At 32.9% G+C, this 21,155-nt stretch carries 20 protein-coding genes; 13 read left to right on the top strand and 7 right to left on the bottom strand.

The annotated features are described in order from the left end of the window. Positions 1-49: 49 nt before the first annotated feature. Together ABYT26_RS01170 and ABYT26_RS01165 are read right to left on the bottom strand one after the other, a co-directional pair. A complete protein-coding gene (locus ABYT26_RS01170; RefSeq protein WP_372751047.1) occupies positions 50-610 on the bottom strand; it encodes a peptidylprolyl isomerase in 561 nt (186 codons plus the stop codon). 129 nt (positions 611-739) lie between these two features. Further along, the gene (locus ABYT26_RS01165) at positions 740-1,225 is read right to left on the bottom strand and encodes a thioredoxin family protein (protein WP_372751046.1); all 486 of its coding nucleotides are present in this window, start codon (positions 1,223-1,225) and stop codon (positions 740-742) included. Between the two features lie 626 nt (positions 1,226-1,851). Between ABYT26_RS01165 and ABYT26_RS01160 the strand changes: the two genes are divergently transcribed. The 13 genes from ABYT26_RS01160 (at position 1,852) to ABYT26_RS01100 (ending at position 15,479) form a co-directional block, all read left to right on the top strand. Further along, complete coding sequence (locus ABYT26_RS01160; protein ID WP_372751045.1) at positions 1,852-2,973, top strand: aminotransferase class I/II-fold pyridoxal phosphate-dependent enzyme; 1,122 nt, start codon at positions 1,852-1,854, stop codon at positions 2,971-2,973. Between the two features lie 730 nt (positions 2,974-3,703). After that, on the top strand, positions 3,704-4,348 hold the full coding sequence (locus ABYT26_RS01155; RefSeq protein ID WP_372751044.1) for a ferredoxin--NADP reductase: 645 nt from the start codon (positions 3,704-3,706) through the stop codon (positions 4,346-4,348). 9 nt (positions 4,349-4,357) lie between these two features. After that, positions 4,358-5,701, top strand: coding sequence for a tRNA (N6-isopentenyl adenosine(37)-C2)-methylthiotransferase MiaB (miaB, locus tag ABYT26_RS01150; protein WP_372751043.1), 1,344 nt, complete (start codon positions 4,358-4,360; stop codon positions 5,699-5,701). Next, positions 5,698-6,984 carry a tRNA (N(6)-L-threonylcarbamoyladenosine(37)-C(2))-methylthiotransferase MtaB gene (mtaB, locus tag ABYT26_RS01145; RefSeq protein ID WP_372751042.1) on the top strand — a complete coding sequence of 429 codons (1,287 nt, stop codon included), beginning with the start codon at positions 5,698-5,700 and terminating at the stop codon, positions 6,982-6,984. Before miaB ends, mtaB begins: the two co-directional genes overlap by 4 nt. A 384-nt stretch (positions 6,985-7,368) precedes the next feature. Continuing rightward, a complete protein-coding gene (locus tag ABYT26_RS01140; protein ID WP_372751041.1) occupies positions 7,369-8,391 on the top strand; it encodes a DUF21 domain-containing protein in 1,023 nt (340 codons plus the stop codon). A 9-nt stretch (positions 8,392-8,400) separates the two neighbouring features. Further along, positions 8,401-9,465 (top strand): magnesium/cobalt transporter CorA, encoded by a 1,065-nt coding sequence (gene corA / locus ABYT26_RS01135; RefSeq protein WP_372751040.1) that lies wholly within the window; start codon positions 8,401-8,403, stop codon positions 9,463-9,465. Positions 9,466-9,673: 208 nt separating this feature from the next. Then, on the top strand, positions 9,674-10,225 hold the full coding sequence (locus tag ABYT26_RS01130; protein ID WP_372751039.1) for a lipocalin family protein: 552 nt from the start codon (positions 9,674-9,676) through the stop codon (positions 10,223-10,225). 138 nt (positions 10,226-10,363) lie between these two features. Then, complete coding sequence (locus ABYT26_RS01125) at positions 10,364-12,163, top strand: DegV family protein (RefSeq protein ID WP_372751038.1); 1,800 nt, start codon at positions 10,364-10,366, stop codon at positions 12,161-12,163. An 11-nt stretch (positions 12,164-12,174) separates the two neighbouring features. Beyond that, positions 12,175-12,951, top strand: coding sequence for a DUF1295 domain-containing protein (locus ABYT26_RS01120; protein ID WP_372751037.1), 777 nt, complete (start codon positions 12,175-12,177; stop codon positions 12,949-12,951). Positions 12,952-13,234: 283 nt separating this feature from the next. Then, positions 13,235-13,696, top strand: a complete 462-nt coding sequence (locus ABYT26_RS01115) for a peroxiredoxin (protein WP_372751036.1) — start codon at positions 13,235-13,237, stop codon at positions 13,694-13,696. After that, positions 13,693-14,295 (top strand): glycerol-3-phosphate 1-O-acyltransferase PlsY, encoded by a 603-nt coding sequence (gene plsY / locus ABYT26_RS01110; protein ID WP_372751035.1) that lies wholly within the window; start codon positions 13,693-13,695, stop codon positions 14,293-14,295. The genes ABYT26_RS01115 and plsY overlap by 4 nt, the downstream gene beginning before the upstream one ends. A gap of 341 nt (positions 14,296-14,636) precedes the next feature. Next, positions 14,637-15,038, top strand: a complete 402-nt coding sequence (locus ABYT26_RS01105; protein WP_372751034.1) for a hypothetical protein — start codon at positions 14,637-14,639, stop codon at positions 15,036-15,038. Positions 15,039-15,080: 42 nt separating this feature from the next. After that, positions 15,081-15,479: a hypothetical protein gene (locus tag ABYT26_RS01100; protein ID WP_372751033.1), complete on the top strand. Its 399-nt coding sequence runs from the start codon at positions 15,081-15,083 to the stop codon at positions 15,477-15,479. A 165-nt stretch (positions 15,480-15,644) separates the two neighbouring features. On the opposite strand, the gene ABYT26_RS01095 is transcribed toward ABYT26_RS01100, so the two are convergent. The 5 genes from ABYT26_RS01095 to ABYT26_RS01075 all read right to left on the bottom strand — a co-directional run bounded on the left by ABYT26_RS01095 (position 15,645) and on the right by ABYT26_RS01075 (position 21,125). Further along, entirely contained in the window at positions 15,645-16,106 is a 462-nt protein-coding gene (locus ABYT26_RS01095) for a hypothetical protein (RefSeq protein WP_372751032.1), read from the bottom strand. Positions 16,107-16,375: 269 nt separating this feature from the next. Further along, on the bottom strand, positions 16,376-17,206 hold the full coding sequence (locus tag ABYT26_RS01090; RefSeq protein ID WP_372751031.1) for a YecA family protein: 831 nt from the start codon (positions 17,204-17,206) through the stop codon (positions 16,376-16,378). 140 nt (positions 17,207-17,346) lie between these two features. Beyond that, the gene (locus ABYT26_RS01085) at positions 17,347-17,535 is read right to left on the bottom strand and encodes a DUF2892 domain-containing protein (RefSeq protein ID WP_372751030.1); all 189 of its coding nucleotides are present in this window, start codon (positions 17,533-17,535) and stop codon (positions 17,347-17,349) included. A 19-nt stretch (positions 17,536-17,554) separates the two neighbouring features. Next, entirely contained in the window at positions 17,555-17,863 is a 309-nt protein-coding gene (locus ABYT26_RS01080) for a hypothetical protein (RefSeq protein WP_372751029.1), read from the bottom strand. A 31-nt stretch (positions 17,864-17,894) separates the two neighbouring features. Continuing rightward, on the bottom strand, positions 17,895-21,125 hold the full coding sequence (locus ABYT26_RS01075; protein WP_372751028.1) for an efflux RND transporter permease subunit: 3,231 nt from the start codon (positions 21,123-21,125) through the stop codon (positions 17,895-17,897). Positions 21,126-21,155 lie beyond the last annotated feature (30 nt).

Raw genomic sequence — 21,155 nt, 5'->3', positions numbered from 1 at the left:
CAAAGCCCAAAAGCAAGGGCTTTTGGGCTCAAATAATGTTTTTAAGAAATTAGCAACCACAGCTACCACATCCTCCGTCGCCACAAGAACCTTCTGAGTCGCCACAAGATCCACTACCGCAACTTCCCTGAGGAGCATAAGCAGCTTGTTTTTCTTCATCAGTAGCATCTCTAACTTCGGTAACCTCTCCATTGAAATAAAGAGTATCACCGGCAAGTGGATGATTAAAATCCATTTTAATGATTTCTTCGGACACTTCAAGAACAATTCCGTTCATTCTACGACCAGAATTATCTTGCATAGGTACAACATTTCCAACAGCAATAACTTCAGAATCGAATTCACCATTTACTTCAAAAATATTTTTTGGAAGATCAATTACAGCTTCTTCTGATGCCTGACCATATGCCTCTTCAGTCTCTAATTTGAAATCGAAAGAATCTCCAACTTTAAGACCCATCAATTTTTCTTCAAACTTTTCTAGCATTTGTCCAGCACCACATAAATAAGTAAGTGGAGTTTCAGCAACTGCTTTTTCAATAATTTCTCCCGAAAGATCAGTTTTTAATTCATAAGTAACCGAAACAACTTTATCTTTTGAAATTGTCATAATATCCTCTATTTTTAATAATTATTTGCTTAAAATTAATCCTAATATTAGAATTTTTGTACAAAGAAAGTACATTTATTTATTTATTCAAATAAAAAAAGGAGTTGATAATCTATAATACCCTTTTAGTTATTTGTAGTTCATTGGATTTAAAGCATCTGTACGCCAGTTATATAAAAAGGATTTAACTTTTTCAAAATCATAGGTACTGCCATTCTCCAGGTAACCAGTTGACTGAGTGTGTATCCTTTCTCCATTATCATTCAATACAAGCATTACAGGAAAACCAAAACGTTGAGGATAACCAAGTTCTGCCAAAACATCCAAATTCTTATTTTCCTTGCTATAATTCACTTCAATAAAAACAAAATTATCTTCTAAAAGTTTTGTTAATTCAGCTTCGGCATGCAAATACTTATGCATTTTGATACACCACGGACACCAGTTCCCTCCAACTTGAATAAGTACCTGTTTCCTCTCTTTTTTTGCTTTACTTACTGCATTTGTAATCTGATCTTTTGCATTAAGTGAAGGATCGTAAATTTTTTGTGCTGATAAGGTTAAACTTAATGAAAATAGTAAACCAAATAAAATAATAATTGTTTTTTGTTTCATGATTTTGTTTTAAATGATGGGCAATTTAATTTAAAAAAAAGAAAATAAAGAACAGAAATGCCATGTTAACGAACAAATAACATTTTAAATTACAACTTGCCATATATGTTTTAAAGTATCATGATAAAATCACTGTTTTAAAAGATAAATTATAGTTTTAAGGCTTTTGTAATAGAATCATTATTTTTGATTTTTGTATATTCAATTGTGATTTCTACGGGGTGCTATTTTTGACTACCATATAGTATATTTGAAATTTAAAATGTTTTTTGCCCATTGTTTATTTCGTAATACTATAGGCAACTGTAATTTTATGGCTAATGGGATGCTGAAATGTTTGATTCGATTAGAAAAAAATATAATAGGATCAAGACAGAATACATGCGTTAGTTATTATGCTGTGCAACAAGGATATGTAGTTTTTTATCTTTTAAGATAGTGTAATTATCCCCAACTGCGAATAGTATATGCAAATATAATTAACACCTCTATTCTCTATTAAATTGGGGTGAAGTTCCATTTGCATTCAGAAAGTAAGTAGAGAATATTATCTCTTCTACTGCTTAAAGATTATATTATACTTTCAGAGTAAGTTTTGATTTTATTTGTATCAACACAATAAAATAATGGATCAAAAATTGAATAAATACAAACTGGAATTACAATTTTTAAAAGAATCTGGCAATTTACGGTCTTTAAAAAATATTTCGGCTGGTGACTATAAAGTTAATCTTTCTTCAAATGATTATTTAGGAGTTAGTAAAAAAAACATTCCACGTCCAAAAGGAATTAATTTTGGTTCTGGGTCATCTCGTTTACTTACTGGAAATTTTAAGGAATACGAACAACTAGAAGTAGAGTTGGAAAATTTATATGGTTCTTCTGCCCTATTTTTTAATTCAGGTTACCATGCAAATATTGGAATTTTACCCGCTTTAACGGGAAAAAATGACTTAATCCTTTCGGATAAACTGAATCATGCCAGCATTATTGATGGAATCCGCTTAACAAATGCCGACTACATAAGTTTTAAGCATGTCGATTACGACCATCTAATTGATATTCTAGAAGAAAAGAGAAATGATTACGATCAGATTTTCATTGTTAGTGAATCAATTTTCAGCATGGATGGTGACCAAGCTGACCTGGGAAAACTCATCGAAATTAAAAAGCGATTCGATTGTTTTTTATACATCGACGAAGCCCATGCTTTGGGTGTAAGAGGTTTAAAAGGCCTTGGATTGTCGGAAGAAAAAAAATGCCTTGCGGATATTGATTTACTAGTTGGAACCTTTGGTAAATCGATGAATTCGATTGGAGCCTATGTAATTTGCAATTCAATTATTAAGGAGTTTTTAATTAATAAAATGCGATCCTTAATTTTCACAACAGCATTGCCTCCTATTGTTGTTAGCTGGAACCATATTATGTTGCGTACAATTGTTAAAATGAGACTGGAACGAGAGCATTTGCATTCTATATCCAACCAATTACGAAGTGAATTTAAAAAGCACAATATCAATATAATAGGGGATTCTAATATCATTCCTGTAATTGTTGGAGATAGTCAAAAATGCGTTAATTTGGCTGAGTTTTTACAAAAAAAAGGTTTCTTAGTATTTCCCATAAGACCTCCAGCAGTACCTAAAGACTCAGCTAGATTGCGACTCTCTATTTGTGCACATATGGATTGGGAAGATATTAAAGATCTACCGATACTCATAAGAAATTATTGTGATGAAAACTAAATAAGAAACGTATTGTTGATGCATTGCGAGTGAAGTGACTATGCTCCATTTTATATGTTACGATAATTACCTTTCACCATTTTTTAGTTTCTCAAAATTTGAAGTGCCAAATTTTCGCTGCTTAGTTTTAAATACTCATAAAAAGCCAAATTATCATTTAGGGAATAAACTAGAATTAATCCTGACAATAGTGAATTTATTCTGAATAATTTCTTCACTAATTTTTTGTGCTATTTACAGAAATAAGTTTTAAATGATCTTTTAATTTAGATTCAAACTTAAAAATTGGCGAATTGGTAAATTTTCTATTTTAATGATTTTTTTATGCATTGTGTTTGTTTCCACTTTTTCTAAAACCTAATGAGATTTAAGTCGATCAGAATAAAGTAAGCTTGGCAATGAGCAAGGACTACATAAAATATTCAATTCTCAGACACTTAAAACATTAAAAACAAACATCAAACATACACAAAATCAGTTAATTGTAACAATATGATCCTTTCTTCCAAAAATAATTATCTAGAATAATTGTTTAGTAGCTTTCCCCTTTTTAAAGATTATGCATAGATTTTTGTAAATACAGACTTAAAGATCCTCTTATACTTGTTAATTCGGAGTTTTTTCTCTTTTTTTGTATTCGTTTATTTGTAATGATTCCACATTGCGTAAAATGGTTTTATAAATATTTTTCGTTTTGATGGAACAATAAAATAGAATACATAGAATTAAAATGAAATCACACAAAGTTATTGAAATAAGAAACCTTACTGATTCCACTTATGTGATCAGAATGGAAAAAAACAATTTTACTTTTAAAACAGGACAATACATTACCTTAGGATTTTCTGGAAGTATTGATCGAAGAGAATACTCTATATACAGTTCGGAACAGGATGAATACCTAGAGGTTCTAATTAAAGAAGTAGAAAATGGCTTGGTATCAAAAAAACTAAAAAGATGTAAAAATGGAGATTTTCTGGATGTAGATGGACCATTTGGCCACTTTTCTTTGGAAGACTCAGAAATTGCAAAGAAAAAATTTCTATTTATTGCTACTGGTACAGGTATCTCTCCCATTCATAGTTTTGTAAATAGTCATCCTGAAATGGATTATAAAGTTCTTCATGGAGTACGTTTGCAAGAAGAGGCTTATGAAAAAGAAAGCTATCCAACTGGCAAATATATTTTATGTACTTCTCGGGAAAAAACTGGCGATTTTAAGGGACGCGTTACCGAATATCTTCTTAAAAATCCTATCCCTTCAGATACTGTTTGTTATTTGTGTGGTAATTGCCATATGATTTATGAAGCTTACGATATTCTTGAAAAACAGGGTATTTCACTAGGTCCAATTCACACTGAAGTATACTTTTAAGGAAAAAAAATGAAATATCATCTTGTATCACTAGGTTGCCAAATGAATGCCTCTGACGGTGAAAGAGTTCGCTCAGTGATCGAAAACATGGGCTATCAATGGACAGATAATGAGGACGAAGCAAATCTCATTGGTATTTTGGCATGCTCGGTTCGTCAAAATGCCATCGATAAAGTCTACTGTAAAATTCATAAATGGAATCTTTGGAAAAATAAACGCAACCTAATTACTTTTGTTTCTGGTTGCATTCTTCCATCCGATTTGGATAAATTTCTCAAATTATTTGATATTATCTTTCAAATGAAAGATTTACCCAATCTGCCAGAAATGATTCAACAATATGGAATTACTACGGCTGTTGGTTTACAGCAGGGGTTTGATGCTCATAACGAGAATATCTCTGAATTTTGGAATGTAAAACCAGATTACAGCACTAAATTTGAGGCTTTTGTTCCCATTCAAAATGGCTGTGATAAGTTCTGTTCCTTTTGTGCAGTTCCTTATACGCGAGGAAGAGAAGTATCTCGTCCCTCCGCTGATATTATTCAGGAGGTCAAAAGTTTAGTAAATCGTGGTTTTAAATCCATAACTTTATTAGGTCAAAATGTGAATTCATACGGACTTGATAAAAAAGGAGATGAGATCGACTTTCCAGAATTATTACGGAAAATTGGTCAATTAGGATTAGAGATGAAAAGTGAATTCTGGTTGTATTTTACATCTCCGCATCCACGAGATATGACTGATGAAGTAATAGAGGTAATTGCTCAATATAAATGTCTTGCTAAGCAAATTCATCTTCCTTTGCAATCGGGTGATGAAAAGGTACTTATCCATATGAATCGTAAACATGGCTTAGAAAAGTACAGACAAATTGTTCAAACAATAAAACGTCTAATTCCTGAAGCAACATTATTTACCGATATAATTGTCGGTTTTACTGGTGAAAATGAAGAGCAGTTTGAGAATACTCGGAAAGCAATGAATGAATTCAAGTATAATATGGCATATATTGCCATGTATTCTCCCCGACCTGGAGCTTTAAGTCACCGATGGTTTGATGATATTCCTCGGGATGTAAAAAAAGAAAGACATCATATTTTGACTGAGGATCTAAAAGTTCATTCCAAAAATTACAATTTGAGTATGGTCGATAAATCCTTTCGGGTTTTGGTGAAAAGCCAAGCCAGACACGATGGATATCTTACCGGACTAACCGAAGGAAGAATAAATGTAAGGTTCTTATCGACGAACGAAAGTCTAATTGGTGAATTTGTTGATGTGAAAATAACATCTGCATCTGATTTTTCAGTTGAAGGTGATCTGATAACTTGTAAAGAATATATTTCGTGAAAAAAGTAGCTTTTAAAACTCTAGGTTGTAGACTTAATCAATATGAAACAGATGCTCTGGCCTCACAATTCCAAAACAAAGGATATCAGCTTGTTCCTTTCAGCGAATCAGCAGATGTTTATGTCATAAACTCTTGCACTGTAACACACCAAAGTGATCATAAGTCAAGAAATTTCATCAATCAGGCAAATCGTAGGAACAAAGATTCGGTTCTTGTTGTAACTGGATGCATGGCAAATAATGCCAAAGAAGAATTAGAAAATCAGGATGAAATCAACTATGTTGTTGAGAATGATCAGAAAACTTCTGTTTTTTCATTGGTGGAAGCTCATTTTGATGGTGAAATTATACATCCTTCAAAATTGAATGTTGATCTGTTTTCTTATGGAGCTACTGATAAGGGGTTTCATACCCGAAGCATGATTAAAATACAGGATGGTTGTGATAATTTTTGTACATTCTGTATCATTCCATCCGTGAGAGGTAGAGCTAAAAGTCGCCCCATAAATGATATTCTCACAAATATTCGTGAGGTAATTGCTCAGGGAGCTAAGGAAATTGTTATTACTGGGGTTAATATTGGCAGGTATGAATTTGAAAACTACAAATTTGATGATCTTGTTGAACAAATTCTTGATTTAGAAGGTAATTTTCGATTGCGTATCTCCTCTATAGAGCCTGATGGCTTTGGCGACAAATTTATTAGTTTACTAAAACATCCTAAAATGACTCCACATTTACATCTTTGTTTACAAAGTGGATCAGAGTCAGTTTTACTTCAAATGAGAAGGATGTATACTGCTAAAAAATTCAAGGCTACGGTTGATAAAATTAGAAGTCAAAATCCTGATTTTAATATTACTACAGATGTTATCATAGGTTTTCCTAATGAGCAGAATGAAGACTTTTTAGCAACTTGTGAACTAAGTAAAAAAATTAAGTTTGGCCATATTCATGCCTTTAAATATTCTATTCGAAAAGGAACAAGAGGAGAAAGAATGATTAATCAGGTAAATGAGCAAACTAAAAACAAAAGAAGCGAAATTCTTCGCAATTTATCCGAAGAAATGAAAATTGAATATCGAAAAAGCTTTATTGGGAAACATCAGTCAGTTTTAGTTGAAAAATCTAAAGAAAATATTAATTATGGTTATGGTGAACACTATATTCCTGTAGAGTTTTTAGGTGAAAATATCAAAAGAAACCAATTTTATAAAGTTAAAATAACGGGAGTACAGGATGACCCCGATCCTGCATTAAAAGGTATTTTAATTTCCGAATAAAAATTTTCGTCTGGAATATTTCCTTATCTACAGCAGTTTTCCTCCAAAAAATACAACTTTCTTTTTCTTCATCATCCTTTGCTGTTTTTGCGCATTGTGCTTTAAGAAACAATTTATAAAGTCACCTATTTAGGTGGCTTTTTTTTATGTTAATTTTTTAGCCAGCCAAAAGTCTGTTTGTTCAGAACTAATATGTTACCTATAGTTAGAAGACTAGTTATTTTTCTCGCAATACAATTCATTTCTATTTTGTTATATATGATTAACGATCATAATATCAACTGTCACAAAAAAAATCAATAACGGGAATAAAATCCATAAAATATCTTATTTTTAATTGTATTTAAACAATACTTTACGAAGCACTAGCATCGAACTTTACTTATGAATGAATTATTTATTTGGTTTGGCATTGCATTTTGTTTGTCGCAGTCGGCAATGTTCTCAGGACTTAATTTGGCATTTTTTAGTCTAACTCGTCTTCGGCTCGAAATTGAAGCTGAATCATCGAGTGCTAAGGGAGCCAAACAAGTATTGGCCATGAGAAAAGACTCTAACTTTCTACTGACTACCATTTTATGGGGAAATGTGGCCATAAATGTTTTACTCACTTTGCTATCCGATTCGGTAATGGCAGGTCTGGTTTCCTTTGCTTTTTCAACAGGGATAATTACTTTATTTGGAGAAATTATTCCGCAAGCTTACTTCTCTCGAAACGCTCTTAGAATGGCATCCATCCTATCCTCTGCTTTAAAATTTTATCAATTTCTTCTTTATCCTGTTGCCAAACCCAGTGCTCTTATGTTGGATAGTTGGTTGGGCAAAGAATCGGTGCAATACTTTGCCGAGAGCAACATCAAGTTATTTATTAAAAAACACATGGAAGGTTCGGGTAGTGAGATTGATCATGTAGAAGGAACTGGTGCTATTAATTTTTTTTCTATGGATGATGTTGTTATTACTCAAGAAGGTGAAGCTGTTAATCCATTAAGTATTATAAAATTAAAAACTCAGCTAAATCGTATTGTTTTCCCTAAATTTAGCACTACGACTGAAGATCCTTTTCTGAAATTAATCAATAAATCAGGTGAAAAATGGATTATTTTTACCGATGAAAATGATTTGCCAAAATTGGTTTTAGATGCCGATGGCTTTATTCGAGCTGTACTTTTCTCTTCAGCTAATGCAGATATCAAAAATTACTGCCATGTACCTATCGTACTTACTAATTACTTATCAAATCTTGGAAAAGTAATAATGAAGCTAAAAACAAAAATGGATATTACCTCAGATGATCCATTGGACAAGGATATTGTACTATTCTGGCAGAAAGAAAATAAACGCATCATTACAGGAGCGGATATATTAGGTCGCTTGTTAAAAGGAATTGGAAGTATAAACGATTAAAACGAAAATATGGCTCGATTTATTAAAAAATCTAAACACGAAATAGGTATCTCACCTGATGATCTATTATTTCGAGGAGAGCAAAAAATTGATAAGGTTTTGTTACGCGTTATCGATTTTGATTCGAGAAATATGGAAGAGAATGCTATTGAAACGGTTAACGAAGTATTAAAATATCAAGAAAAAGAAACTGTTACCTGGTTTAATATCGATGGAATTCACAATACTGAAATTATGTCTGAAATTACCAAAGGTTTTCAGTTTGATCCTTTAGTGATGGCAAGTGTAATGAATACTCAATCAAGACCAATGGTTCAAGATTATGATAATTGTATTTACATCTCCATTAAAATGTTGCAGCACGATGATGCAACAGATCTAATTCAGGTTGAGAATTTAAGCTTAATTCTTACTAGTACTGTTCTAATTACATTTCAGGAAAAAAGAGGAGATGTTTTTGAACCTGTTCGCGAAAGAATCAGGAAACACAAAAAACGAATTCGTACATCAGGAACCGATTATTTAGCTTTTGCTCTGCTTGATATTGTCATCGATAATTACATCTATATTATTAGCGTATTGGGTGAAAAAATCGAAAATCTGGAAGAAAATTTATTGGCAGATCCTAAACAATCTATTATTGAAGAAATTAACACTTATAAAAGAGAATTAAATTTTCTTCGGAAAAATGTGAAACCTGCAAAAGAAATGATTCTGAATCTCTCAAAAATGGAATCTGATCTGATCAGTGACTCAACAGATGTACATTTTAGGGAATTATTGGATAATATTAATCAGGCAAGTGAATCCTCGGACAGTTATCGAGAAATTCTCTCCGACCAGCTAAATATATATCATACCACAATTAGTAGTAAGCTGAATGATATCATGAAATTTTTAACTATTTTCTCTGTTATTTTTATTCCTCTTACTTTTATTGCTGGTATATATGGAACTAATTTTGACGTTGTTCCTGAACTCCACTATGAATATAGTTATTTTATTATGTGGATTGTTATGATTTTAGTAGCGATAGGGATGCTCTTTTATTTCCGCAAGCGAAAATGGTTTTAACTACAATCATACTGTACGCAGGTTTGCAATACTAACTTCTCTCCTATTTGAGAGTTGAATTTAGTCTGCAGAGTATAATCTTTTTATAATTAGCCTTTTGCATTCTATTAGAAATGCATTATTTTATTAAAAATAAAAAGCTTCTATGACTTTACCATTGATATTTTATTTTTTTATAAACATATTCCAATGAAAATCGAAATGTACAATGACTAAAATTGTTAATGTTTTCATGCTATTGTTAATTGCATCAATAATAAATAAAGGCTTTACAGGATGTGAGACGCAAAACTTAAAAATTGATAATTCAAGTGTACGTGAACTTGATATTAACAAATATTTAGGCAATTGGTTTGAAATTGCTCGTTACGATAATCGCTTTGAACGTGGACTTGTTGGTGTTAAAGCAAATTATTTGTTGCGTGATGATGGTAAAATAAGTGTGATAAATACTGCATATAAAGATAGTTTGAATGGTGAATACTCACAAGCAATAGGAAAAGCCAAAATTCCTGATCCTGAGAACGAACCTGGGAAATTAAAAGTTTCTTTCTTTTTGTTTTTTTATGGTGATTACTATGTTATGGAATTGGATAAAGATTACCAATGGGCTGTAGTTGGTAGTAGTTCAGATAAATATCTCTGGATTTTAAGCAGAAAGGCACACATGGAAGAAGAACTATACCAGAATTTGCTCTCTCGACTGCAGAAACGAAACTATGATATTTCAAAACTCATAAGAATAGAACAGTACGAATAGCTATAAAATTATTTAAGAGTGTAAATGAATATTTGATGACCTGTTTATTGAGGTATTATGGTTCATTAATCAAAATTTATTCTATTGAAAAGAGTGAATTTTGTATTAACATATTTTTAAAACTTAAATTAAGTTATAATGAATAAAATTACCATCCCTTTTATTAACGGAAAATTTCTTTACTACGCATTTATTGCTGGAGGAAACCAAATACTTAAAAATCAGGCTGCCATAAACAAAATTAATTTTTTTCCTGTTAATGATAAGGATACTGGAACAAATTTAGCATCAACCATTCGTTCGGTAATTGACAATACCACTCCTCATAAATCTTATAAAAAAACAGTAAATAATATTGCTGATGCAGCTTTACTCGGTGCGAGAGGAAATTCAGGAGTAATTTTTGCTCAATTTCTACATGGATTGAGCCGTGAGACCCAAAATCATTCTGTTATTACTTTATTTGAATTTGCTGGTAGTGTAAAAAGATCGATCCCATATATTTACGAAGCTATTGCCAATCCAGTTGAAGGGACAATGCTCACCGTAATTAAGGAATGGTCTCAATTTCTGACCAGTAAAAAAGATTCCGTTCACGATTTTAAAAAGGTAATAATAGATTCATTAGCAGTGCTTGAGAAATCTTTGGCTGAAACCGTTTTCACACTAAAGGTGGTTAATAAATCAGGTTTCGTAGATGCTGGAGCTAAAGGATTTGTTCTGTTTATTAAAGGAATTATTGATTTTGTAAAAGACACAAATATTCGCCATCTGGCGGTAGAATCGCAACAAAACCTCACTCTTATTCATTCCGACGATATGAACAACGAACCAATTCTTCATCGTTTTTGTACCGAAGCAATAATAAAACAGCTTACTATAAGCAAATTGGAACTTCAGAAGATACTGTGTAAAAGTGGTGATTCGGTGGTAATAGCAGGTTCACAAAGCATTTGTCGTATGCATTTACACACAAATTATCCCGCTAAACTTTTTCATGAATTAAAAGACATTGGAACAATTAGTTACCAAAAAGTTGACGATATGCTTCGTCAGCAGCAAGCGATTATTCATCGAAAATGGAACATTGCAATCCTTACCGATTCTACTTGTGATTTGTCAAAAGATTTACTGGATCATTATCAAATTCATATGGTTCCTATTAATTTAAACTTTGGTCAAAACCACTTTTTGGATAAGGTAACGATTCAACCCAATCAGTTTTATGATATGCTGGAAAGTGAAAGTGAGTTTCCTAAAACCTCACAAATTAACGAACAAATTTTTACTAATGTGTATTCACATCTCGCTACTCATTACGATGCCGTTATTGCGCTTCATCTCACTAGTCAGTTTAGTGGTACCTTTTCCAATAGCAAAAAAGCTGCAGCACGTGTTTCTTACGAATTTAATAAACCTATACATGTAATCGACACAAAAAACTTATCGGGAGCTCTTGGCTTAATAGTGCTTAAAGCAGCTCAATATGTCGAATCTGCTAAAAGCTTTGAATCAATTATAAAATCCATTACAAAAGATATAGAAAACACTAAAATATTTGTAAGCGTTAAGGATTTAAAATACATGATTAAAGGTGGCCGGGTTTCCAAACCAAAGGGTTTTATTGCAAATATGTTTGGTTTAAATCCTGTAATTTCGATGGACAAATATGGTAAATCCCTTTTGTTTGGTAAGACATTTAGTCAAAAAGCTAGTTTGAATAAAATCTACAAACACATTAAAAAAATAAGTAAAGGGAAAAAAATTTGGAACTACATTATTCTGCATGCCCACAATCCTGATGGCGCCGTAAATGTAGAAACCGAAATGTTCAAAACAACTGGGATAAAAGCCATTTCGGTGGTCGATATATCTCCAGTAATCGGGATGCATGCTGGTAATGGTTCACTGGCAATAGCATTAATGTATAACTCTTAATTCTATTCGATATGTCGGTACTATTTTTACAGGCTTCGCTCATCATATTCATTCTTGTCACCTTACTTTGGATCTATAGTATTTCCATAAAAAATGTAAGTATTATAGATCTATTTTGGGGATTAGGATTTGTAATAGTTGCTAGTTTTTACTCTCTAATGTGCGAAGAATTAAACGGACGAATAATACTTGTATGGGTTTTAGTAAGTGTCTGGGGATTACGACTTTCAATCTATCTTGCATGGCGAAATATCGGAAAAGGAGAAGATTTTAGGTATCAGGAATTCAGACGAAACTATGGACCCAAACGTTATTGGTGGTTCAGTTATTTTCAGGTTTTTCTGCTGCAAGGAGCATTAATTATGCTGGTATCTCTACCTTTATTAGGAGTTACGGAAAACTCTAAATCAGCCAATATAGGCTTGATCGATTACCTTGGAATTTTAATATGGCTCGTCGGTTTTGCTTTTGAAGCAGGTGGAGATTACCAGCTGGCAGTATTTAAAAAAGATCCCAGAAACAAGGGTAAAGTCCTAACTACAGGATTTTTGAGATATACTCGTCATCCTAATTATTTTGGTGATGCTGCAGTTTGGTGGGCTTATGCTTTATTTAGTATAGCTGCTGGCAGCTATTGGCAAATAATTGGTTCATTATTGATGACAATACTAATTGTTAAAGTTTCTGGTGTAGACTTGCTTGAAAAAAGCTTACAAAATAAGAAGCCATCTTATCAAGAATATATTAACAAAACCAGTTCGTTTATTCCGTGGTTTCCTAAAAAATGATGCAATGGAATATATTACCAATAATATTTGGTTACTACTCTTTGTTAATTGGGGTTTACCATTGGGTTACTATAGAAGTAATTTTCGAAAAATAGTCTATCAAACAGATAATTGGCTGATTAATTTTAAACCCGTTTTTCGAAAAGAATTGAAAGGGCTTTTTGGCAATTTATACCCCAATAATCCCAAGTATAAAAAATATAGAAACTTCTATTTAGTTTATTTATTAATCTATTCATTCTTGCTTATAGCATACTTAAGTATGAATTCAAAATCAAATAGCATGAAGAAACTAGAGCTTGGAGATACAATCCCATCCTTTGAACTCAAGGATCAGAAAGGTAATTTGTTTTCAATTGATTCAATACTAGGGAAAAAAAATCTAGTTATTTATTTTTATCCCAAAGATGATAGTCCTGGCTGCACCAAAGAGGCTTGTTCCTTTCGGGATCAATTGGCAGTATTTTCCGATTCGGATGCTGAAATAATAGGAATAAGTGGACAATCTGTAGAGAGTCATCGGAAATTTGCAGAAAAACATCACCTTAACTACACTTTACTAAGCGATACCAATAATAATGTTCGTAAGCTATTTGGAGTTCCTACTAGTTTATTTGGCTTACTACCTGGTCGGGTTACTTACGTTGTTAATAAAAACGCCAAAGTGATTTTTATGTTTAATTCGCAAATTCAGGCCGGGAAGCATGTGAAGGAAGCGTTACGAATTCTAACGGAATTACCATGAATATTATCTTACAAATAATATTATTGATACTAGGCTACTTACTAGGCTCAATTCCTGTTGGTTTTCTGCTAACTAAATATTACACCGGAAAAAATATTCTTAACTTTGGTAGCGGAAATGTAGGATCTACAAATGTAAAACGAATTGCGGGCAAAAAATTATCTATAATTACTCAAATATTAGATATGATGAAAGGTGCAATACCTGTCTCACTTTACTTTTATTTGAGTGATGTTAGCCAAACAGATGAAGATATTTATGTATACATGCTTGCTATCTCTTGTATAATTGGGCATAATTTTAGTGTTTTTTTAAAATTTAGAGGTGGAAAAGGTGTGAATACCACCTTAGGTGCATCTGTATTAATAGCACCCTTACCTGTGTTCATCTCAGTAGGTATTTATTTTATCGTTAAGTGGCTCTTCCAATATGTATCGCTTGGGTCTATTTTTCTTGCCGTAAGCTTACCCATCAGTGAATTTTTACTTCATAGCAGTAGTTTTATTTTATACTACTTACTCATGTGTAGCCTTTTAATTTTGCTTATGCATCGCTCCAATATAATTCGGCTACTCCACAATCAGGAACTTCCAGGCTAAAGTAAAAATACTGCATTCAACTCAAAAATATTCCTTAACTATCTATTGGCACTTAGAATAAACCTTCCATAACTCCTATTGGTAAATATTTTTCACATAGAATTATGTCTTACACCAAATCTGTGAGAATATATTTACATTGTAAGTTATTTTTATTTAGACAGGTAGAACATCATTCGATCTTACATTATTGTAGAATATATATACTATTTCTACAATAATGCAATTTATTCATCACCACACACACCATAACATACTCATAATCAGAATTAAACACTTTAGGCATTCAATTTGTTTGTTGCAAACTATCTTATTTTGAGTTACAAACTAATAAATGAATTATGAAAGTATTGATACCTGTAGTTGATTGTGAGGATAATAAAAACATAATTTGTGAAAATTTTGATGATGCAAAATACTATTGTACTTATGATAGTTTGAACAAAACCTATGAATGGGAACCTGTTAACTCCTTCGCAAATAAAATTGGCAATATTAGTTTTGCCTTAAAACGTAAAGGTATTTTATCTGTTATTATAAGAAAGATGCCGATAATGGCTGTCCATCTATTCACCGAAATGGGAATTAGCTTGTATCCGGCAGAAGGAAAATATCTGTACTTAAATATTGAATTATTAAACAAGAATAAACTACCTACTCTATCCACTCAAGATGGAAAAAATTCTGAGTCTGAAATTGAAAACTGCAAGAGTGCATGTTCGTCTTGCAATTCGGGATGTTAACAAATTCAAAACTAAATTACTAATACTATAAAAAGTGAAAATATGAGCGCAAGAAAACTAAATTGGAATCGGTGGATGCAAGATGGAGATCAATTTTTAAAGGGAGCAACTCCCAAAGGCAAGAAAAGTTTACTCGGTAATACAATTCGATACAATATGTTATCGATGTCTTTAGAAGGGTACATTATGGCGATGCTTGATTTTCATCAAAACTTACCTGAAAACCATACATATAGCGATCTTATTTATGGCTTGGAAGGAATTATGCCTGTTGATAAAAATCTAAAAGAGCGTATTTTAAAGTACGAGAATATCCAATCGATCTGTTCTTTAGAAAAGTACCACCGTAGTGAACCCAGCGATGATGAGCTGAATGATTTATTTGGTGCCATTCAGGAAATCAGTAAAATGGCACACCAAACTTGTATGGTAAGTGAATAACATTACGAGCGCACACAACATTGTAAATGTCACGAAATGAACTACTAAAACAGAAAAATAATTCTGATTAGTAAGTGATATATTTATGGCTTAGAAAATGCTGAGCAGATAGAGAATTTTGAGGTGCCAACTATAAACAACCAGCAGAAATGCAATAATCTATCTTTAAACAATATCTTTTAAAGTATAAATTTGGCCCTTAAATTCTATATGAGCTCCTTGTTCTTTCCCTAAAAAGGCTTGTACAATTTCTGATTTCATCGACACAAAATAATATTTATTACCGTACAGGGTGTGTTGGCCAAGGGAAGCCATAACATAAAAACGAATTTTATCGCAAATTACCAGAGCCCCCAGACCTACTTTATGAGACTTATTTTCAGGACGCAAGCTATCAATGGCTTTCTTTAATTTTAGATTGTTTTGCATTTGTCTGCCTACTTTCTCCTGTTCGAGGTGTATCATTGCACGTCCGGTTTCATGTTTATCTCCTGCGGTACTTTTACTTTCACTACCTACCGATTCTTTTAAATCTGCCAATGCTTTTTTATTCTCTTCAATTTTAAATGCAATACTCTCACAAGCTAATTGATAGAGTTCCTTTTTTAGCTGTATATGTTCACTCATGTATATTATTATTGCTGAATGGCTAAAAATAGTGATTAGATTCTTATTTTATATTGATCTTCACAAGTAAAATAAGTATTCCATAAAAATCAATTCAAATAACAAAAGCAAATATTAGCTCTTTAGTTTGTGAAATTAGACTCTTAATCTCTAATAACATTTTTTATGCTCCAACATAAATTTTTAGTTAATTGACTTTCTAACAAAAAACGGTTTTATTCTCCTTTTTGGATCAATAAAACCGTTTTATACTATTCTGAAAAATATTTTTACGCCTGATTTTTCAAGCAGCACTGTTTGTATTTTTTACCCGATCCGCATGGACATGGATCATTTCTATTGATCTTTCCATCTTGAGAAATAGGGGAATTTGTTGAAGCAAAAATGTGCTCTAAATTCTCATAATGATTTTTCCACTCCGAATCCCGCATTTCACAAAATGCGCTTCCTTTTTGAAAGTCAATCTCCTTTCCTTCCATTGCATCAATATAATACTGAAGTTCAATGGCAGTATGTTTTCCTTTAAAATTTGGCAATAACTCTTTGAATTTTGCAAGTGTATCTTTTCTCATTAAATCGCCCAATATTCGAATGTAGTGATCTAGCCAATGAAAATTTTCTTTTTCTAAAATGGAATGAATGTGTTCAAATTTTTCCTCTTTTGCATAATACAAAGCTTCGAAACAAAAAAGATAAGGCGTTTTATTCTCTTTTTTTATATTCTCCTCTATGAAATACAATACTTTATCAATAAAGGCATTGGGGTATTTTTTTGCAAGTAGTCCAACCAAATACACCGCTTGTTCATTCATCAAATCCCAATCTTCCTCTGTCGTGAACAGTTCCAGTAAAGGTTCAAAAAGATCTTCAGACAAGTGTTTCTCCGCTACTACAGCATACCATAAAGGAGCTGGCAGCATTACACGGTACTCTTCGGAATAGTAAATTTTACCATTGTAAGCATTTTTCAACGCGAATGCCAATTTTTTAGTTAGTTCTTCACTCTCCTCCTGATTCCTTAAAAAATCAATAGCTTCATAGGGAATTCCTTTTACCTGTGTATCCAGGATTTTATATGCTTGTTCTTTAGATTGTATCATAAGTTCTGTATTATTTTGGCAAAGATATAGAATATTCATTCTTATGGAATAGAAATAGGCTTCTTTACAACAGATATACACATAAAAAAAGCCCTGAATTTGCATTCAGGGCTAAAATCCAAAACTAAAACTAAAATGGATTAATTTTCCACTTTAAAAACTTTCTTTAATATATCATCAAGCAAACACCATTTTGTAATGGATGATTGTAGTAAATTAAGACCTACAAAAGCGGTTAATAACAGCCAATTTATATTTACATAAAAAGCTAATAAAATACTTACTAACACCATTGTGCCTACAATTGCTCTAAAAATTCTTTCTCTCATTTTAAAAATGATTTATAGTTTAAATAAATTTATCAACATCCAGCATATAGGCATGGATCGGACTACAACAATCAATCGTATTATTGAATTCAGAGATTTGATTCATTAGTATCAATGCTTTATCTTCCGATAGAAAAGAAAAAGTTGCTGTTGAATCGTAGTATTCTTTATTGGAAGCAAACCAGTTCGAATTGCCTCCATTTTTATCTGCCTTTTTAGTATATCCTTTCACATCAAATTCACTATAAGCACTAATATTAGCAATCTGATAGATTTTTTTTAAATTATCATAAAAGGAACTCACGCAAAAAATGATTACAACTTTCATAAATTAAGGGCTTTAAATTCGTTTAATACAATTATTCTTTGTCCTCACTAACTATTGTTTCCTGTTCTTTTGTTGCATATTTCTTTTTCTCAGTCATGTAGTAAATTAAAGGAACAATAACCAAGGTTAGAAATGTAGAAGCTATAGATCCTCCCATTAGAGATATGGCTAATCCCTGAAAAATTGGATCGAATAAAATCACCACAGCTCCAATTACTACGGTTCCTGCTGTAAGCAAAATAGGTGTTGTTCGAACAGCGCCTGCTTCAATAACCGCTTCTTTTAACGCTACCCCTTCATCCAAACGAAGATTGATAAAATCAATTAAGAGAATGGCATTCCGGACCATTATTCCAGCAAGGGCAATTAGTCCGATCATTGATGTTGCAGTAAAGAAAGCTCCCAATAGCCAATGACCAATCAAAATTCCAACCAATGATAAAGGAATGGATATCATCATTACAAAAGGTACTTTGAAATTCTGAAACCAACCAATAATCAGCATATAAATTACCAGTAAAACAACTGCAAAAGCGGTTCCTAAATCGCGGAAAACTTCATAGGTTATTTGCCATTCTCCATCCCATTTTAAGCTATAATCGTTTTCAAAAAAAGGTTGCTGGGTGTATTCTTCAGTTAACTGATACCCTTCGGGAACTTCAACATCACTAAGGTTATCAGCTATGTTCATGATCGCATAAACAGGACTTTCTAATTGACCTGCAACATCAGCAGTAACATAAACTACACGTTTCTGATTTTTGCGATAGATGCTTTTATCCTTTATTTTTTCATGTATAGAAACAATATCCCCTAATGGAATTAACTCTCCACTTTGGCTCAAAATATTAATTCTTTTCAAGTCGGATAAGCTACTTCTGTCTTGCTCCTGCAATCTCAAATCAATACCTACCTGGTTGTGTTCCGACTCCTGATATAGTTGGCTAACTTCGTTTCCTTGCAAAGCCATATTTAACGTATATACCACTTGTTGAGTTGAGACTCCTGCCAACATCGCTTTTTCCTTATTCACAGTAAACTGGAATTCGGTTTGATCGTCTTCTACCAACCAATCTACATCGACTACATCATCTGTTTTATTAAATATAGATTTTACCTGAGAGGCAATTTTTTGCTGCTCTTTTTGATCTGGTCCATAAATTTCAGCAACTAGGGTCGACATTACAGGTGGTCCTGGTGGAACTTCAACAACTTTAACATTAGCATTAAATTTTTCACCTATTTTCTGCAGTCCTGGTCTCATCTCTTTAGCAATATCATGACTTTGTTCGTCGCGATCGTTTTTATGGGTTAAATTCACCTGTATATCAGCTACATTTGAACCCCTTCGCAAATCATAATGACGAACCAAGCCATTAAAGTTCATCGGAGCTGCAGTACCTACATAGGATTGATAGTTAACCACATTTTCTTGTTCTGAAATATATGCAGCCAATTCTTTTGTAACCACGGCAGTGCGCTCAAGTGTAGTTCCTTCTGGCATATCAATAATAACCTGAAATTCATTCTTATTATCGAATGGAAGCATTTTAACAGCTACTTGCTTGAAGTAAATCAAAGTTGTAGATGCAAGTAAAAGAAAACTGATAATTCCAATAAATCCCCATCTTTTCCACCTTGATTCGAGCATTGGTAGAATTGTAGCTTTGTACAATTTGTAAACCATGGAATCTTCTAATCGAAAGGCTTTCTCGGTTGAGTCATCTTTTTCCTTGAAGCGCAGCAATCGATAAGCCAAATAAGGAGTAATAGTTAGAGCTACTAAAAGAGAAAATATCATGGCAATGGAGGCACCAATTGGCATAGGACTCATATAAGGTCCCATTAATCCGGAAACGAAAACCATTGGCAAAACTGCTGCGATTACAGTAAATGTTGCCAAAATGGTTGGATTTCCCACCTCGTCGATAGACCGTAATGCCGCTTGCATAAATGGCAATTGCTTCATTTTAAAGTGCCTATGCATATTTTCTGCAATAATTATGGAATCATCGACTACAATTCCAGTTACAAAAACCAAAGCAAACAAGGTGATACGATTCAATGTATAGTCGAGGAAATAGTAGCTAAACATGGTCAAAGCGAAGGTAATTGGTACGGATAGAAACACTACCAAACCACCTCGCCATCCCATGGCCAACATTACCACAAAGGTTACGGCTATTATTGCACCCAACAGATGCATTAGCAATTCAGATACTTTATCTGAAGCAGTTTCACCATAATTCCGAGTCACCTCTACCTGAACATCTGAAGGAATAAGATCCTTTTTTAAAACACTCACTTTGGTTAAAATTTGTTCGGCAACTTTCATGGCATCCGCTCCCCGGCGTTTTGCTATGGAAAGAGTAACCGCAGGGTACTCACCTTTTGAGCTCTCTTTGGCATCATTAATTTGACCATAGCCAAAGCTTACATATTGTGAAGGTATTTCTGGTCCATCTATTACTTGTGCTAATTGTTTTAAATAAATAGGACTGCCTTTGTAAACACCTACAACTAAATTTTCAACATCTTCTGAATTTTCAAGAAAACGCCCCGTTTCTACTAAATATTCGGTATCGTGATTATTAAACGAACCTGAACCAACTTGTTGATTCGCAATTTTAATTTGTTGAGATATGCTTAAAGCATCTATATTGTAGCTGGCCATTTTTTCACGATTCAAGACTACTCGTAGCTGACGTGATCGACCACCAATTACTTTTGTTTCTGAAACATCAGTAACTTTTTCAATTTCGTTATTTACTTCCTGAGCTAACCTTTCTAGCTGAAAATCATCATAGTTTTTACTCCAAAAAGTCAGGCCTAAAACGGGAACATCATCAATAGCACGAGTTTTAATTAGCGGCATAGAAGTACCTTTCGGCATTTGATCCATATGCTTCATAATTTCGTTGTACATTTTCACCAAAGATCTTTCTATATCTTCGCCAACATAAAATTGTACAATAAGCATTGCTTGACCTGGCATAGATGTGGAGTACACATACTCTACACCGGGAATGTTCGCCACCACCTTTTCGAGTGGTTGCATTACTCTGGATTCTATTTCAGAAGGGCTCGCTCCTGGATATCTTAAAAATATATCTGCAATTGGAACATCAATCTGTGGCTCCTCTTCTCTTGGTGTTAAATAAGCACTATACATACCTATTACCATAAAGGCAACCATCAAGAGCGGAGTTAATTTAGAATTTATAAATAGTTTGGCTATGTGGCCTGCAAATCCTGTTTTCATGTGTCTATTTTTTGAATGTAACGACCCGCT

The organism is Labilibaculum sp., from assembly GCF_041595635.1.
In the GTDB taxonomy this organism is placed as follows: domain Bacteria; phylum Bacteroidota; class Bacteroidia; order Bacteroidales; family Marinifilaceae; genus Labilibaculum.
The sequence above is the reverse complement of the archived record's forward strand: the minus strand, read 5'-3'. Positions and strand labels throughout refer to the sequence as shown.

Bases quoted from the DNA above. Each gene is read 5' to 3' on its own strand.
- ABYT26_RS01165 (WP_372751046.1), bottom strand. From the start codon at position 1,225: ATGAAACAAAAAACAATTATTATTTTATTTGGTTTACTATTTTCATTA.
- ABYT26_RS01080 (WP_372751029.1), bottom strand. From the start codon at position 17,863: ATGAAAGTTGTAATCATTTTTTGCGTGAGTTCCTTTTATGATAATTTA.
- ABYT26_RS01120 (WP_372751037.1), top strand. From the start codon at position 12,175: ATGTCGGTACTATTTTTACAGGCTTCGCTCATCATATTCATTCTTGTC.
- ABYT26_RS01075 (WP_372751028.1), bottom strand. From the start codon at position 21,125: ATGAAAACAGGATTTGCAGGCCACATAGCCAAACTATTTATAAATTCT.
- ABYT26_RS01130 (WP_372751039.1), top strand. From the start codon at position 9,674: ATGACTAAAATTGTTAATGTTTTCATGCTATTGTTAATTGCATCAATA.
- plsY (WP_372751035.1), top strand. From the start codon at position 13,693: ATGAATATTATCTTACAAATAATATTATTGATACTAGGCTACTTACTA.
- ABYT26_RS01105 (WP_372751034.1), top strand. From the start codon at position 14,637: ATGAAAGTATTGATACCTGTAGTTGATTGTGAGGATAATAAAAACATA.
- ABYT26_RS01090 (WP_372751031.1), bottom strand. From the start codon at position 17,206: ATGATACAATCTAAAGAACAAGCATATAAAATCCTGGATACACAGGTA.
- ABYT26_RS01085 (WP_372751030.1), bottom strand. From the start codon at position 17,535: ATGAGAGAAAGAATTTTTAGAGCAATTGTAGGCACAATGGTGTTAGTA.
- ABYT26_RS01160 (WP_372751045.1), top strand. From the start codon at position 1,852: ATGGATCAAAAATTGAATAAATACAAACTGGAATTACAATTTTTAAAA.
- ABYT26_RS01100 (WP_372751033.1), top strand. From the start codon at position 15,081: ATGAGCGCAAGAAAACTAAATTGGAATCGGTGGATGCAAGATGGAGAT.
- ABYT26_RS01170 (WP_372751047.1), bottom strand. From the start codon at position 610: ATGACAATTTCAAAAGATAAAGTTGTTTCGGTTACTTATGAATTAAAA.
- ABYT26_RS01140 (WP_372751041.1), top strand. From the start codon at position 7,369: ATGAATGAATTATTTATTTGGTTTGGCATTGCATTTTGTTTGTCGCAG.
- ABYT26_RS01155 (WP_372751044.1), top strand. From the start codon at position 3,704: ATGAAATCACACAAAGTTATTGAAATAAGAAACCTTACTGATTCCACT.
- ABYT26_RS01095 (WP_372751032.1), bottom strand. From the start codon at position 16,106: ATGAGTGAACATATACAGCTAAAAAAGGAACTCTATCAATTAGCTTGT.
- ABYT26_RS01125 (WP_372751038.1), top strand. From the start codon at position 10,364: ATGAATAAAATTACCATCCCTTTTATTAACGGAAAATTTCTTTACTAC.
- ABYT26_RS01115 (WP_372751036.1), top strand. From the start codon at position 13,235: ATGAAGAAACTAGAGCTTGGAGATACAATCCCATCCTTTGAACTCAAG.
- corA (WP_372751040.1), top strand. From the start codon at position 8,401: ATGGCTCGATTTATTAAAAAATCTAAACACGAAATAGGTATCTCACCT.
- miaB (WP_372751043.1), top strand. From the start codon at position 4,358: ATGAAATATCATCTTGTATCACTAGGTTGCCAAATGAATGCCTCTGAC.